Consider the following 13,809-nt stretch of genomic DNA (forward strand, 5'->3'; position numbering starts at 1 on the left):
AGGAGACGCCGATCGGGACCGGCGGACTCGCAGTAAGTTGTAGCACCGCGGACGGCGGTGGTTGCGCGCACAGCGCGCCGGAAGGCACAGAAACAGCGCTGGTGTCGCGGGACCGGTCACGACCCGTTCAGTCGGGCACACGCGCGAACAATCGCACGCGACAAGGCTGGGGAACCGACTTGCCGGTGGCCTCGGATCAGGTGGTGCGGTCGGACTGTTCGGCGGCGGCCTTGATCGCCTCGAGCGTCTGACGCATTCCGGCGCGCAAGACCTGAGTGAAGGCTTGCTGTCCGCCGAGGTACTTCTCGGTGAGTTCCCGTGAGTAGTCGGAGATGCCGGCCGGTGTCTCGCGCCGCTGGCTCAGGCGCGTCTGGCCCTTGGGTAGGGGAGTGGTCTGGAACGACCAGACGACCCAGTTCTCCTCGATCCGGAAGGCGATCTCCTGCTCAGGCTCGAACCGCACGATCGTGCTGTGGGTTGTCCACTTGAGGTCGCCTTCATGGTTGAGATGTGTGAACTCGGCACCGAGCTCGATCCGGTCGAAGCCTTCGCGCAGCCGCACGGAGTCGACCTGGGGACTCCACTGCGGCATGCGGCGCAGGTCGCTGATCAGTTCCCAGACCTGTTCCGGGGTGGCGTCGATGTCGATGGTGTCGTGCAGGAGCTCTGCGGAGGGGACGGGCACGGAGGGTCTCCAAACTATACGTTCGATCGGACGTGTTGTTGTGGAGCGTAGGTAGCGCCGATGGTTCGCGTCAAGTCGGTCGCATATTCTCGGACCATGACGTCGGACTCGAAGGTCGACGGGCGCCGTGCGCGTGGAGATCTCACGCGTCGCACCGTCGCGCGGAAGGCGGCGGAGATCGCCACCACCCATGGGCTCGACTCGATCAGCGTCGGGTCGCTCGCGGCGGCGACCGGGTTGAGTAAGAGCGGGATCCTGACGGTGTTCGGTACCAGGGAGGCGATCCAGGTGGCTGCTGTCGCCGAGGCGCGCGCGATCTATCTGGAGGCGGTTGTGGCTCCGGCATGGGGACATGAGCCGGGCAGGCCGCGGTTGCGGGCATTGTTGGACTGCTGGGTCGCCTACCTGCGGGCAGCGGTCTTCCCCGGCGGCTGCTTCATCGTCGCGAGTACGGCCGAGTACGGGCGCCGTGAGGGTGACGTAGCGGACGCGGTGCGTGCGTTGAAGCGTGAGTGGCTCGATCTGCTGGAGTCCGAGTTGCGAGAGGCGGGGGTCGCTGACCCGGCCGGGGACGCGTTCCGCATCGACGCCTACCTGTGTGCGGCGAACGTCCACCGCGAACTCTTCGGAAGCGAGGAGCAACTCGACCGAGCGCGAGACCTGGCGCTCGATCTCATCGGGTAGGCCGGCGCGGGCACCTGCGCACGTCTGTCTCGGCACTGTTCATGCGCGGCGACATCGAGCCCGGTCGACGGTTCGTCGAGCAGAGGGAACGGGGCTCGTCACGGATGGACGTGAGCCCGAGCGGGTGGATCGGCTCTGTCATCGCCGGACTCAGACGAGTCGACCCGCTCGGCGATCGGGAAGGTGATCGCGGAGCGGGTCGAGGGGACTGCGGGCTCTACTGCGTACCGAAAAGGCGTAGCAGCAGGTCAGACGTCAGCAGTCGTAGTACAGGTTGAACTCGTACGGGTGCGGGCGGATCTGGATCGGCTCGATCTCGTTCTCGCGCTTGAGTGCGATCCAGGTCTCGATGAGGTCCTCGGTGAAGACGCCGCCGTTGGTCAGGTAGTCGTGGTCCTGCTCGAGGCGATCGATCACGGCAGACAGCGAGGTCGGTGCCTGCGGGATGCCCTTGGCCTCCTCCGGCGGGAGCTCGTAGAGGTCCTTGTCGACCGGCTCGTGCGGCTCGATGCGGTTCTTGATGCCGTCCAGGCCGGCCATCATCATCGCCGCGAATGCCAGGTACGGGTTGCCCGAGCTGTCGGGGCAGCGGAACTCGATGCGCTTGGCCTTCGGGTTGTTGCCGGTGATCGGGATGCGCACACAGGCGCTGCGGTTGCGCTGGCTGTAGACGAGGTTGATCGGAGCCTCGTAGCCCGGAACCAGGCGCTTGTAGGAGTTGATGGTCGGGTTGGTGAAGGCCAGCAGCGACGGAGCGTGGTGCAGGATGCCGCCGATGTAGTAGCGCGCGATGTCCGACAGTCCGGCGTAGCCCGACTCGTCGTGGAACAGCGGCTTGCCGTCCTTCCAGAGCGACTGGTGAGCGTGCATGCCCGAACCGTTGTCGCCGAAGAGCGGCTTCGGCATGAAGGTGACCGACTTGTTGTTCTGCCACGCGGTGTTCTTGATGATGTACTTGAACAGCTGAACGTCGTCCGCGGCGTGCAGCAGCGTGTTGAAGCGGTAGTTGATCTCCGCCTGGCCGCCGGTGCCGACCTCGTGGTGGCCGCGCTCGAGGGTGAAGCCCGAGTTGGTCAGGTTGGTCGACATCTCGTCGCGCAGGTCGACGTAGTGGTCGTACGGGGCGACGGGGAAGTAGCCGCCCTTCTGGCGGACCTTGTAGCCCTTGTTCGGGGTGCCGTCGGGGTTGGTCGGCGACGCGGCGTTCCACCAACCTGACTCCGACTCGACCTCGTAGTGGGTCGAGTTCATCTCGGAGCTGAACGAGACCGAGTCGAAGATGTAGAACTCGGCCTCCGCGCCGAAGAAGCAGGCGTCGGCGATGCCGGTGGAGGCGAGGTACTCCTCGGCCTTGCGCGCGACGTTGCGGGGATCGCGGCTGTAGGCCTCGCGGGTGAACGGGTCGTGAACGAAGAAGCTGATGTTCATCGTCTTCGCCTTGCGGAACGGGTCGATCCGCGCGGTGGCCGGGTCGGGGAGGAGCATCATGTCCGACTCGTCGATCGACTGGAAGCCGCGAACCGACGAACCGTCGAATGCCAGGCCCTCTTCGAAGACGTCCTCGGTGAATGCTGCTGCGGGGATGGAGAAGTGCTGCATCGTTCCCGGCAGGTCACAGAAGCGGATGTCGACGTACTCGACACCTTCGGCCTTGATCCCCTCGAGCAGTTCCTCGTTCGTGTTGTACACGGTTCGCCTGACTCCTTCTTGGTGAAGATCCGGTCAGAAACTCTCTGACACAGAACCCGTGCCACCCTCGCGAGGGCAGCACGAATCTCGGCAACCAGAGTACGGAGATGACGTTGCTCGTGCGCTAAACCAATGTTTCCCCCGTGTTACACCGATGGCCGGCGCGTTACGAAAGACCGCGTCGCGCGCACGGCGGTGTGGTCGGAGTCACGTTATTGGGGTGCACGGGGAAGCTGGCTACCATGGCATTCATGACCGTGGTATTCATGACCGTTTCCCGAGGGGCCCAGTAGTGGCGCGCGCGACGAGTACGTGGCTGTCGGGGCCGCAGTTCCCGGGTGCCACGGAGAACGAGTACCGCGGGCAGGATCTCGGGTTGCCGCAGGACGGACCGGGCGCTCTCGCCGGCGGGTGGCTGCGCGTGGTGGGGTTGCTGTTCGACTGGCTGATCGCCGGCGGCCTCGCGATCGTGATCGTCGGCGTGCGGCCGGCTCAGGAGATGGCGTCGAGTCTGGAGATGACCATGCGTGCGGCGGCGACGCCGCAGTTGATCATCTGGTTCGTGATCGGTGTGCTGGCGGTGGCCTTCTTCGGCTTCACCCCGGGGCAGTTCATCGCGGGCACGCGGGTGGTACGGGTGGATCTGGGCAGTGATCGCGGCGCCGCGGAGGCTCGCGGGGAGACGCCGAGGGCCGCGGTCGGGCCGATTCGGGCCCTCGGCCGCCAAGCGATTCTGATCTTCGTGGTGCCGGCACTCATCAACGACTACAACGGTCGCGCGATGCACGACCGCGCGACCGGAACGGCCATCGTCCGCACGCGCTGAGTCGACTCACCGGCCGAACGCCGACCGGATCAACGCGATGCCGGGTTCGACGGACACGGCCGGGTCGATGGCTCGTTGGATCCCGAGCCCGATTCCGGTGCTGAGAATCAGGTCGGCGATCTCGTCCCGCGTGGGCACCGGATTCGAGGTGTCCGCCGCCGCCTGGTCGATGAGCGGCGAGAAGTCTCCGAGAACGGTTTCGAGAAGCCCGGCCAGGGCGTCGCGCGCATCCTCACGCAGGGAGACGATCATCGCCTTCTGTTCCGGATGATGCCGTGAGAGCACCGCGAACTCCATTTCGAGCATCGTCCACTCCACGTCGCCGATGGTGCGGCGCACCCACGCTGCGAAAGCGTCGAGCATCCCGTGCAGGTCGGTGCTCTGTTCGACGATGCCGCGCAGCTCGTTCAGCTTCTCCCCGTGGATGTCCTCGAGCACGGCCCGGCAGAGCGTCGGCTTGTCCTTGAAGTTGGAGTACACCGCGCCCTTCGAGAAGCCCGCCGCCTCGGCGATCGCATCGAGGCTGGTCGCCGCGTAGCCGGCGTCGAGGAACTGGGTGCGTGCGGTGGCGAGAAGAGCCGCTCGGTTCCGCTCCTTCTGGTCGGCGCGGCTGATCCTGGCCATATCGGACCTCCTCATTTCAGATACCGAAGGTATTGACATACCGATGGTATCTGAACGATCATCGGTGCCATCATCCAATGGCAAGATCCGAGAGAAGGTGGGCCGTGAGGCTGTCCGAGATGCTGAGCGAGTTGGTTCCGGGGTCGTACGCGCGGTCGAATCCGCGGATCGAGCCGCCCGGCGCCGTCGTCGTAGTCACCGGTGGGGCGCGGGGGATCGGCGCCGAGATCGCCCGACAGTTCGCGGAGGCGGAGGCGACGGTCTGGATCGGGGACGTGGACGCCGACGTCGCCGCTGACACGGCTGGCGTCATCGACGGTGCGCGGTCGGCGGTACTGGACGTGACCGACGCCGTCTCCTGGCGTGAGTTCGTCTCGAAGGTCCTCGACGAGTGCGGGCGCATCGACATCCTGGTCAACAACGCGGGTGTGATGCCGGTGGGCGCGTTCCTCGAGGAGTCGGAGGCCACCGCCGATCTGATCCTCGACGTCAACGTCCGGGGCATGCTGAACGGGATGCGCGCCGTCCTGCCTTCGATGCTCGGCGAGGGGAGAGGCCACATCGTCAACATTGCGTCGATGGCCGGAATGCTGCCACTGCCGGGAATGGTCTCGTACAACGCCAGCAAGTTCGCCGCCTACGGCGCCTCGCTGGCCGCCCGCCGCGAATACGACGGCACGGGCGTCACCGTGTCCGCGATTCTGCCCGCAGCGGTCCGCACCGAGCTGGCTTCCGGAGCGGACCTCGGAGGCGTGCTTCCCACCGTCGACCCGCAGGATGTCGCCCGTGCCGTGGTCCGCACGGTTCGCACGCGAGCGGCCCGCACGTCGGTCCCCGGATGGGTGCTGCCCGGATGGTCGATCGCCGACCTGTTCGTCCCGGAGTCGGTGGAACGCGTCGCGCGCACTCTGGCCGGACACGGTCAGGCGCTGGCCCTGGACGCCGCGGAGCGATCGGCGTACCTCGCACGGATCGCGAGGCAGGCGAGCGATCACGCGGCGGGCGGCCACTCCGGCGGCACGGTGGTCGACGGCGCGGTAGTGGACTCTGCGGGCACGAGCGAGGTGCGGGCGCGATGACGAAGACGGCCCTGGTGATCGGATGCGGCGGGACCATCGGCGGAGCGTGGGCGATCGCCGCCCTCGACGAGCTGACTCGGCAGACCGGTTGGGACCCGGCGGAGGCGACGGTGCTGCAGGGCACCTCCGCCGGTGCGGAGATGGTGACGATGCTCGCCGGCGGATTCACTGCCGCCGACCTCGCAGACATGCAGGCCGGTCGGGCCACCAGCCCGATTCTCCGGGCGCACTCGGCTGCCACGCCCCCGAGCCTGCCTCCGCTGCCGCGTCCGGCGCGACCTCGACCCTCGACGCTGTGGACCAGGCGCGGCGGTCACGCCGCGCTGACCGGCATCGCTCCCCGCGGGCGCGGTGATGCCTCCTGGCTTCAGCGACTCGCGGACGCGGTGACCGCGGACTACGGCCGACTGCCGCATCCCGGCGCGCGCATGGTCGCGTACCGCGTGGACGACGGCGCGCGCGTCGCGTTCGGTGCTCCGGGTGCACCGAAGGCCGGCGCAGGCGAGGCGCTGCGCGCCTCGTGGGCGATTCCCGGATGGATGCCCCCGGTGGCGATCGAGGGCCGCGAGTACGTCGACGGCGGGGCCGCGTCCACCGCCTCGGTGGATCTGGTCGCGCGAGACGAAGCGGATCTGATCTACCTGATCACCCCGATGGCGTCGGCGCCGTCCGTGCGGGCCCCCGGAATCGGCGGACTCGCCGAACGAGCTCTTCTCCGGCGGCCGATGTCGGCCGTGCTCGACGCCGAGATCGCAACCGTCCGTCGACGCGGGACCGAGGTGGTCCACATCGCCCCCGGTGCGGCAGACATGGCCGGTCTCGGATGGAACTTCATGAACCGGGATCACCGGGAGCGCGCATTCGACGCCGCGCGATCGACCGTGGCCGAGGCCGTCGCCCGGGCTCTTGAGACTCGGGCCGCGCTGTGACGGCCCGCCGATCGCCGCGGATCGTCGTCATCGGTGCGGGGATAGCCGGCATCACCACGGCACATGTCCTGCAGGAGGCCGGGTTCACCGACTTCACCGTCTACGAGAAGGGCGACGACGTCGGCGGGGTATGGCATTGGAACCACTACCCGGGTCTCACGTGCGACGTGCCCTCGCAGCTCTACCAGTTCGGATTCGCACCCAAACCCGATTGGCCCAAGATCTGGGCCAGTGGTCCGGAGATCCAGCGGTATCACCGGGACGTCGTCGAACGCCTGGGCTTGAGCGACCGGATCCGGCTGAACGCCGAGGTCGTCAGCAGCGTCTTCGACGACGCCACCGGTCGGTGGACGGTCACTCTCGCTGACGGGGAGACGGTGGACGCCGACTTCGTCGTCTGCGCCACCGGGGTGCTGCACAACCCGTCGATCCCCGACATCCCCGGGCTCCACAGCTTCGCGGGACCGGTGGTGCACACCGCGCGTTGGGACGACGACGTGCGCACCTCAGGACAGCGGATCGCGGTGATCGGCACCGGCTCCACCGGCGTGCAGGTGGTCTCCGCGCTACAGCCGGAAGCCCGGGAACTGCTCCACTTCACCCGGACCCCGCAGTGGATCCTCTGGGCGCCGATGTCGTTGCCGCAGTTGCCCTTCGCGGACACCGTCCTGGCCGCGTCGCCGCGCCTGCATCACGCGCTGTACCGAGGCCTGCTGTGGGGGTCGGGAATTCTGGCCGACATCGTCCGCAAAGACACGTGGCGCCGCCGAGCCGTTCAGGCCTACGCGCGGCTGTCGCTGCGCGCGCAAGTCCGCGACAGCGACTTGCGGGCCGACCTGACGCCCGACTACCAGCCGCTGTGCAAGCGGCAGGTGGTGTCGGGCACCTACTACCGTGCGATCACCGCCGGCAACGCCGACCTCGTGACCGAGTCCATCACCGAGGTCCGGCCGGAGGGGATCGTGACCGCCGACGGGCGGCTCCACGAGGTGGACGTGATCATTCTGGCGACCGGCTTCCGCGCGCACGACTACATGCGCCCGATGACGGTGGTCGGCCGCGGCGGACTCACGATCGACGAGGCGTGGCGGGACGGTCCGCGGGCGTACCGGATGACGGCGATCCCGGGCTTCCCCAACCTGTTCACCGTCCTTGGACCCAACTCACCGACCGGCTCGATCTCCCTGCAGTACACGGCCGAGAAGACCGCACGGTACCTGGCGCAGTGGTTCGACCTGTTCCGGAACGGAGAGGTGGACCGGATAGAGGTCACCGAGGAGGCGACGGCCGAGTTCAACGCCCAGGTGGCGGCGGCGTCGGAGACCACGGTGTGGAAGACAGGCGGATGCGATTCCTGGTACCTCACCGAGTCCGGTGCGGTGGACCTGTGGCCGTTCGACCGCGCGACGCTGTCGAGGATGCTCGCCCGGCCCGACCGGTCGCACTTCCGGCTCGGTGCGGATGAGCCGCTCGGCGACTCAGCTGCTCTCTGACGTCCGGTCGAGGCCGTGGGAGGCGAGCAGCGCGCGCACCTCGTCGGATCCGTCGACCTTGCGTGCGGTGCGCTGGGCCACCCGCCACCCGTCGGGGGTGCGGGTGAGCGCCCAGTGATTGACCGTCGCACGCAGCACGGTGAAGGTGTCCCTGGCGGGGTCGCGCAGGAGCAGCTGCGAGTAGCTGACGACGCTCGCACGGTCGCCGTCGATCCGGATCTGCGGCGCGCTCATCACGTGACTGCAGCCGCGGTGGATGAGCCCCTGGTGCGGATCGCCGGTCACCATGTCCGCGATCTCCTGCGCACCGGAGAGCCTGCCGGTGTCGACGTCGTACACGCCGTCCTCGGTGAAGAGAGCGAGCACGTCGTCGACCGACCCGGTGTCGATCGCGGGACCGTAGCGGTAGACGAGATCGGTGATCGCGAGCCTGTCCTCCACGAGGCGCAGCCGGGTCTCGAGAGCCTCGAGCCGCTCGTCGACATTCATCGGGGGCCCTCCGCCGCGGGGCTGAACACGGCGCCCTGCGCACGGGCGAGGGAGTGGAGTGCGTCGAGCTGGTCGGTGTAGTGATCCAGACCGGTGGCGGCGATGGATGCTGTCACGATCGTCGCGCCGGCCGCCTGCAGCGAGTCGAGACGGCTCCGGACCCCGTCCGGATCGCCGAGCGGGTCCACCGGACCGCTGGGCAGCACCACGTCGAATCCCTCCGGGGTCTCGACGCGCGACAGCATGGTGGCGACCTCGTCGGGCGACAGGGCGAACGGGCTGAACCCGTCGCCGAGTTCCACGGCGCGGCGCAGGGCGCGACCGCTCCGGCCGCCGACCCACACGGGCACCCGGTCCTGCACAGCGTGCGGCTCCACCGTCACGCCGCCGTAGGAGTAGTACGGGCCGGTGTGCGACGGCGTGCCGGTCGGGAACGCCGACCGGATCGCGGCCAGCGCGTCGTCGGCGCGGGCGCCGCGGCCGTCGAACTCGGCGCCCAGCAGCTCGAACTCCTCCTGCAGACTCCCGACGCCGACGCCGAGGACGAGCCGTCCGCCGGAGACCTGGTCGAGGGTGCCGTAGCGCTTGGCGACTTCGAGCGGATGGTGATAGCCGAGAACCAGCACGCTGGTCGCGAAGCGGATCTGGCGGGTGATGGCCGCGAGGTACCCGAAGGTCGCGAGCGGATCCCAGTACACGCCGCCCCGGACCGCGGCCACCTCGTCCGGCACCGCGACGTGTTCGCTGCAGGTGAGGTGGTGGAAGCCGAGGGCGTCGGCCACACGGGCGGCCGTCGCGATCTCAGCGATGCCCGCACCCTTCTCCCAGTCCTGAGTGGTCGGCGGGTAGGCGGTGACGACGGGCAGACCGAGTCCGATGCGCATCACCGCTGACCGACCACCTTCGCGATCACGTCGGCGGACGCCTGAACGATCGCGGCGCGATCGGGCCCCGACTGCCGCTGAACCGACCTCACATTGTTTTCGGTGATCCAGACCGGGCCGTCGGCCAGATGGGCCAGACCCTCGGCGGCGACATCGTCGGGCTCGGACACCGGGATGCCGGGGTTGTCGAAGTTCAGGCCGCGGCGCTCCATCGCGGGGGTCCGGGTGAGTCCGAGCACCAGGTGCACCACGTCCACGTTCTTCGGCTTGCACTCCACCCAGAGACCTTCGGTGAAGACCCGGAGGAAGGCCTTCGACGCGGCGTAGGCGCCTTCGCGCGGTGAGCCCGTGTAGCCGGCGACCGATCCGGTGGTGATGACTCCGCCCCGGCCGCGCTCCACCATCGCCCGCGTGTAGTGGTGCAGGAGCGGCAGCTGGCGCAGGACGTTGAGCGTGACCACCTCGTTGTGGCGCGCGAGGTCGCCGTCGACGAACGAGTGCCCGTACGTGTTGGCGCCGGCGTTCATCACCAGGAGCCCGATCTCGAGGTCGGCGGTCGCGTCGATCAGCCGTTCGGCGGCGTCCTCGTCGAGGATGTCCAGAGCGACCGTGCGCGAAGGTGCGCCGAGCGCCTGCACCTCGCCGGCCACCGCCTCCAGACGCTCGGCGTTGCGGGCGGCGAGCACGACTCCGAACCCGTCGGCGGCCAGGCGCCGGGCGAACGCGGAACCGACTCCCTCGGAGGCTCCGACGATCAATGCCCAGGGGCCGTAACGGTTCAGATCGGTCATGTCAAAGCTCCTCGTTCGAGTCGGAATCGCCCGACATTCGCACGAGCGCGATGCGGGCGGTAGGGCGGTGTTCCACCGGCCGGGAGGTTCAGGCCCCGCGGCGACGGGTGGTGCGGCTGACGCTGCGCATCTTGGCGCCCTGCGGCATCGGGCCCTTGGGCATGGCGGCGCCGGCGCCGCCCTTCGCCTTGAGCGCGGACAGTCGGCCCTCGAGCGCGTCCATCCGCTTGCGGTCGATGTTGCTCGGGAGTTTGCGGATGTGGCGTTCCAGCTTCGACAGCGGCACCTGGCCGTCGCCGTCGCCGACGAGGATCTCGTAGATCGGGGTGTCGCCGACCACGCGGGCGGCCTTCTTCTTCTCCTGCGCCAGCAGCGGCTTGACGCGAGTGGGGGAGCCCTCACCGACCAGGATGACGCCGGGCTTGCCGATGACGCGGTGCACCGCGTCGAGATGCGAGGTGCCGGTGACGGCCTGCTGTACCCGCCACTGCCCACGGATGTTGCTCAGAGCCCAGCCCGCGGCGCCCGGCTGGCCCTCGGCCTTCTTGTAGACGCTCCGCTGAACGCGCCGGCCGAACAGAACGAAGGCGAGCAGCGCGCCGAGGATGACGCCGAGCGGCAGGGTGATCCAGAGATTGTGGAAGACGAACTGGCCGAGCAGGCCGAAGACCAGCGTGGTGCCCAGGACGGTGGCGACCATCAGCGGGATGAGGGCCTTGTCCTCTTTCCGCTGCATCTGGAACGCCTGCCAGATCTGCTGCCGCCGTTCCCTGCTCGCCGCTTTGCGAGCTGCCTTAGCAGCCTGCTTCGCCTCTTTGCTCGACTTGTCTTGCGCCTTAGCCATGAGTGCCAGTCTACGGTGCACACCGAGCGCGCCGACGCAGTGTCGACGGCGCTCGGGTAGCGCGGCCCGCACAACGGAATCGACCGGCCGGAACACATGTTCCGGCCGGTCGATTCGGCAGTGGGCGGGCCTCAGCGCACGGTGCGGGCGAGGACCGAAGAGGCCTCCTGAGCGGCGCTGCCCTCCTTGGCCAGATGGGCCAGTTCCGGCGGCAGCTCACGGCCGTGACGGGCCATCGCCTGGGCGTACAGCCGGCCTGCGCGATACGACGACCGCACCAGCGGACCGGCCATCACCCCGGCGAATCCGATCTCCTCGGCGTACTGCGAGTGCTCCACGAACTCCTCGGGCTTGACCCACCGTTCGACGGGATGATGCCGCACCGACGGTCGCAGGTACTGGGTGATGGTGACGATGTCGCAGCCGGCGTCGTGGAGGTCGCGCAGAGCCTCTCGCACCTCGTCCGGTGTCTCTCCCATGCCGAGGATGAGGTTCGACTTGGTCACGAGGCCGTAGTCGCGGGCACGGGTCAGCACCTCCAGGGAGCGTTCGTACCGGAAGGCGGGCCTGATGCTCTTGAAGATGCGGGGAACGGTCTCGAGATTGTGAGCCAGCACCTCGGGACGGGAGGCGAAGACCTCGTCGAGCAGGTCGGGCTTCGCGTGGAAGTCGGGGATCAGATTCTCGACGCCGGTGCCGGGATTGAGTTCGTGGATCTTGCGAACGGTCTCGGCGTACAGCCACGCTCCCTCGTCGGGGAGATCGTCGCGGGCGACGCCGGTGATGGTGGAGTAGCGCAGCCCCATCGACCGGACGGACTCGGCCACGCGGCGCGGTTCGTCGCGGTCGAGTGCGGCGGGCTTGCCGGTGTCGATCTGGCAGAAGTCGCAGCGACGGGTGCACTGCTCTCCGCCGATCAGGAAGGTGGCCTCGCGGTCCTCCCAGCACTCGTAGATGTTCGGGCAGCCGGCCTCCTCACACACCGTGTGGAGCCCCTCGCTGCGCACCAGTCCCTTGAGCTCGGTGTACTCCGGTCCCATCGTGGCACGCGTCTTGATCCACTTCGGCTTGCGCTCGATGGGAGTCTGCGCGTTGCGCACCTCCAGACGCAGGAGCTTGCGCCCGGCGGGAGCGTCGGCGGGACTCGGTGAGGCGGGTTGGGCGGGGGTGGTGGTCACTGTGCCGATCCTACGCTCGTGGGTGCGGTGGGCCGACCGGCCTCAGCCGGGGCGCCTGCCGTATCCGAGCCGGGTCCGGCCGGGTCGTCCAGGCACTTCTGGACCAGTTCGACGACGTCGTCGAGCACGTCGTCGACGGTCACGGCGGTGCCGGTCTCCTGGCTCAGCGAGGTCACCCCCGCGTCCGCGATGCCGCACGGGACGATCGCGTCGAACACGGACATGTCGGGGTTCACGTTGAGGGCGAACCCGTGAAGGGTGACGCCCTTGGCGACGCGGATGCCGATCTGGGCGAGCTTGCGCTCCCCGGCGGCGTCGCGCAGCCACACGCCGGAGCGCCCGTCCACGCGGCCGGTGGCCAGACCCTGCCGTGCCGCCACGCCGATCAGCGCCTCTTCGAGACGGCGGACGTAGTCGACCACATCGAGGGGTTCGGCGAGCTTGACGATGGGATACCCGACGAGCTGGCCGGGACCGTGCCAGGTGATGCGGCCGCCGCGGTCGACGTCGATCACCCGGGCGCCGTTGACCGGACGGTCGGAGTCCTCGGTCCGTTTGCCCGCCGTGTAGACCGACGGATGTTCGAGCAACAGCAGCAGGTCGTGGTCGAGCTCGCCGGTGGCGCGTTGCTCGGCCAGGCGGTGTTGCAGCTCGTAGGCCTCGGTGTAGTCGACGACGCCGAGGCGGCGGACTTCGATCGGTGCTCCGTCGGCTCGCGACGATGCGTTACGCACAGCAGTACTCCAGTGCAGATGTCAGATGAGGGTGGGTGAAGGTGAAGCCGCGGTCGGTGAGCAGCGCGGGAACCACGCGCGAGGACGTCAGGACCATCTCCTCGACCATCTCTCCGCCCGCCTTGCGCGCGAGCGCGGCGGGCACGCGCAGCACCGCGGGGCGGTGGACGGCTCGTGCGAGCTCGGCGGAGAAATCGGCGAAGCGTACCGGTCCGGGCGCGGTCAGATTGACCGGACCGACGATCGAATCGTCGCCGAGCACGTGCGTGATCGCGGCGATCTCGTCGGGCAGGCTGATCCACGAGAACCACTGCCTGCCGTCGCCGATACGGGCGCCGAGGCCGAAACGGTAGAGCGGTCGGAGCCGCGCGAGGATGCCGCCGCGCCGGGAGAGCACGGGCGCCGTGCGGAGCGTGACCACGCGCGCCGAGGCCTGTGCGGGCTCGGTGGCCTTCTCCCAGTCGACCACCAGGTCGGCCAGGAAGCCGGAGCCGTGCGGCGACGTCTCGTCCGCCGCGGTCTCACCGGTGTCTCCGTAGAAACCGGAGGCACTGGCGTTGAGGAACACTCCGACGCCGGACTCGGCGACGGCGTCGGCCAGGACGGTGGTCGGGATGATCCGCGAATTGCGGAGCCGCTGCTTCACCTGGCCGCTCCATCGGTGGGCTCCGATGTTCTCGCCGCCGAGGGCGATGACCGCGTCGAAGCCGCGCAGGGCGTCGGCCGGCAGTTCGGACCGCTCGGGTTCCCAACCGATCTCCCGCGGACCGGTCGGGGCACGACGCACCAGAGTGTGGACGTCGTGCCCCGCCTGCGTCAGCGCGGGAACGAGGGCCGAACCGATCAGCCCGTGACTTCCCGCGACCGCGATTCGCATATC

15 protein-coding genes are annotated in these 13,809 nt (G+C 68.8%); 5 read left to right on the plus strand and 10 right to left on the minus strand.

What is annotated here, in order from left to right:
- Positions 1 to 196 precede the first annotated feature (196 nt).
- On the minus strand, positions 197 to 685 hold the full coding sequence (locus ABFX36_RS09245; RefSeq protein WP_006895253.1) for an SRPBCC family protein: 489 nt from the start codon (positions 683 to 685) through the stop codon (positions 197 to 199).
- A gap of 96 nt (positions 686 to 781) precedes the next feature.
- Here ABFX36_RS09245 and ABFX36_RS09250 point away from each other — a divergent pair, with 96 nt between their 5' ends.
- Entirely contained in the window at positions 782 to 1,369 is a 588-nt protein-coding gene (locus ABFX36_RS09250) for a TetR/AcrR family transcriptional regulator (RefSeq protein WP_039866984.1), read from the plus strand.
- 255 nt (positions 1,370 to 1,624) lie between these two features.
- Here the strand turns inward: ABFX36_RS09250 and glnA are convergent, their stop codons facing one another.
- The gene (glnA, locus tag ABFX36_RS09255) at positions 1,625 to 3,058 is read right to left on the minus strand and encodes a type I glutamate--ammonia ligase (protein ID WP_006895255.1); all 1,434 of its coding nucleotides are present in this window, start codon (positions 3,056 to 3,058) and stop codon (positions 1,625 to 1,627) included.
- A 292-nt stretch (positions 3,059 to 3,350) separates the two neighbouring features.
- On the opposite strand from glnA, the gene ABFX36_RS09260 reads away from it, so the two are divergent.
- On the plus strand, positions 3,351 to 3,884 hold the full coding sequence (locus tag ABFX36_RS09260) for an RDD family protein (RefSeq protein ID WP_006895256.1): 534 nt from the start codon (positions 3,351 to 3,353) through the stop codon (positions 3,882 to 3,884).
- Between the two features lie 6 nt (positions 3,885 to 3,890).
- Here the strand turns inward: ABFX36_RS09260 and ABFX36_RS09265 are convergent, their stop codons facing one another.
- Positions 3,891 to 4,508: a TetR/AcrR family transcriptional regulator gene (locus ABFX36_RS09265; RefSeq protein WP_006895258.1), complete on the minus strand. Its 618-nt coding sequence runs from the start codon at positions 4,506 to 4,508 to the stop codon at positions 3,891 to 3,893.
- A 119-nt stretch (positions 4,509 to 4,627) separates the two neighbouring features.
- Between ABFX36_RS09265 and ABFX36_RS09270 the strand changes: the two genes are divergently transcribed.
- From ABFX36_RS09270 to ABFX36_RS09280, 3 genes are read left to right on the plus strand one after another with little or no spacing between them, the layout of a single operon-like run.
- Entirely contained in the window at positions 4,628 to 5,587 is a 960-nt protein-coding gene (locus tag ABFX36_RS09270) for an SDR family oxidoreductase (protein ID WP_081598073.1), read from the plus strand.
- Positions 5,584 to 6,516: a patatin-like phospholipase family protein gene (locus ABFX36_RS09275; protein WP_006895260.1), complete on the plus strand. Its 933-nt coding sequence runs from the start codon at positions 5,584 to 5,586 to the stop codon at positions 6,514 to 6,516. Before ABFX36_RS09270 ends, ABFX36_RS09275 begins: the two co-directional genes overlap by 4 nt.
- The gene (locus ABFX36_RS09280) at positions 6,513 to 8,009 is read left to right on the plus strand and encodes a flavin-containing monooxygenase (protein WP_006895261.1); all 1,497 of its coding nucleotides are present in this window, start codon (positions 6,513 to 6,515) and stop codon (positions 8,007 to 8,009) included. Before ABFX36_RS09275 ends, ABFX36_RS09280 begins: the two co-directional genes overlap by 4 nt.
- Here the strand turns inward: ABFX36_RS09280 and ABFX36_RS09285 are convergent.
- The 7 genes from ABFX36_RS09285 to ABFX36_RS09315 all read right to left on the minus strand — a co-directional run bounded on the left by ABFX36_RS09285 (position 7,995) and on the right by ABFX36_RS09315 (position 13,806).
- Positions 7,995 to 8,498 (minus strand): nuclear transport factor 2 family protein, encoded by a 504-nt coding sequence (locus ABFX36_RS09285; protein WP_039866938.1) that lies wholly within the window; start codon positions 8,496 to 8,498, stop codon positions 7,995 to 7,997. The two genes, ABFX36_RS09280 and ABFX36_RS09285, sit on opposite strands and share 15 nt — an antisense overlap.
- Positions 8,495 to 9,382 carry an LLM class F420-dependent oxidoreductase gene (locus ABFX36_RS09290; RefSeq protein WP_006895263.1) on the minus strand — a complete coding sequence of 296 codons (888 nt, stop codon included), beginning with the start codon at positions 9,380 to 9,382 and terminating at the stop codon, positions 8,495 to 8,497. Before ABFX36_RS09290 ends, ABFX36_RS09285 begins: the two co-directional genes overlap by 4 nt.
- Complete coding sequence (locus ABFX36_RS09295) at positions 9,382 to 10,173, minus strand: SDR family NAD(P)-dependent oxidoreductase (protein WP_006895265.1); 792 nt, start codon at positions 10,171 to 10,173, stop codon at positions 9,382 to 9,384. Before ABFX36_RS09295 ends, ABFX36_RS09290 begins: the two co-directional genes overlap by 1 nt.
- 88 nt (positions 10,174 to 10,261) lie before the next feature.
- Positions 10,262 to 11,017 carry a DUF4191 domain-containing protein gene (locus ABFX36_RS09300; RefSeq protein WP_006895267.1) on the minus strand — a complete coding sequence of 252 codons (756 nt, stop codon included), beginning with the start codon at positions 11,015 to 11,017 and terminating at the stop codon, positions 10,262 to 10,264.
- 131 nt (positions 11,018 to 11,148) lie between these two features.
- Positions 11,149 to 12,195: a lipoyl synthase gene (gene lipA / locus ABFX36_RS09305; protein WP_006895269.1), complete on the minus strand. Its 1,047-nt coding sequence runs from the start codon at positions 12,193 to 12,195 to the stop codon at positions 11,149 to 11,151.
- Positions 12,192 to 12,929: a lipoyl(octanoyl) transferase LipB gene (gene lipB / locus ABFX36_RS09310; protein WP_006895270.1), complete on the minus strand. Its 738-nt coding sequence runs from the start codon at positions 12,927 to 12,929 to the stop codon at positions 12,192 to 12,194. Before lipB ends, lipA begins: the two co-directional genes overlap by 4 nt.
- The gene (locus ABFX36_RS09315; RefSeq protein WP_006895271.1) at positions 12,922 to 13,806 is read right to left on the minus strand and encodes a TIGR01777 family oxidoreductase; all 885 of its coding nucleotides are present in this window, start codon (positions 13,804 to 13,806) and stop codon (positions 12,922 to 12,924) included. The genes lipB and ABFX36_RS09315 overlap by 8 nt, the downstream gene beginning before the upstream one ends.
- Positions 13,807 to 13,809: the final 3 nt, after the last annotated feature.

The organism is Gordonia cholesterolivorans (assembly GCF_039531975.1).
Taxonomy (GTDB): Bacteria; Actinomycetota; Actinomycetes; order Mycobacteriales; family Mycobacteriaceae; genus Gordonia; species Gordonia sihwensis.

Bases quoted from the DNA above. Each gene is read 5' to 3' on its own strand.
- ABFX36_RS09250 (WP_039866984.1), top strand. From the start codon at position 782: ATGACGTCGGACTCGAAGGTCGACGGGCGCCGTGCGCGTGGAGATCTC.
- ABFX36_RS09265 (WP_006895258.1), bottom strand. From the start codon at position 4,508: ATGGCCAGGATCAGCCGCGCCGACCAGAAGGAGCGGAACCGAGCGGCT.
- ABFX36_RS09270 (WP_081598073.1), top strand. From the start codon at position 4,628: ATGCTGAGCGAGTTGGTTCCGGGGTCGTACGCGCGGTCGAATCCGCGG.
- ABFX36_RS09275 (WP_006895260.1), top strand. From the start codon at position 5,584: ATGACGAAGACGGCCCTGGTGATCGGATGCGGCGGGACCATCGGCGGA.
- ABFX36_RS09285 (WP_039866938.1), bottom strand. From the start codon at position 8,498: ATGAATGTCGACGAGCGGCTCGAGGCTCTCGAGACCCGGCTGCGCCTC.
- ABFX36_RS09290 (WP_006895263.1), bottom strand. From the start codon at position 9,382: ATGCGCATCGGACTCGGTCTGCCCGTCGTCACCGCCTACCCGCCGACC.
- ABFX36_RS09295 (WP_006895265.1), bottom strand. From the start codon at position 10,173: ATGACCGATCTGAACCGTTACGGCCCCTGGGCATTGATCGTCGGAGCC.
- ABFX36_RS09300 (WP_006895267.1), bottom strand. From the start codon at position 11,017: ATGGCTAAGGCGCAAGACAAGTCGAGCAAAGAGGCGAAGCAGGCTGCT.
- ABFX36_RS09315 (WP_006895271.1), bottom strand. From the start codon at position 13,806: ATGCGAATCGCGGTCGCGGGAAGTCACGGGCTGATCGGTTCGGCCCTC.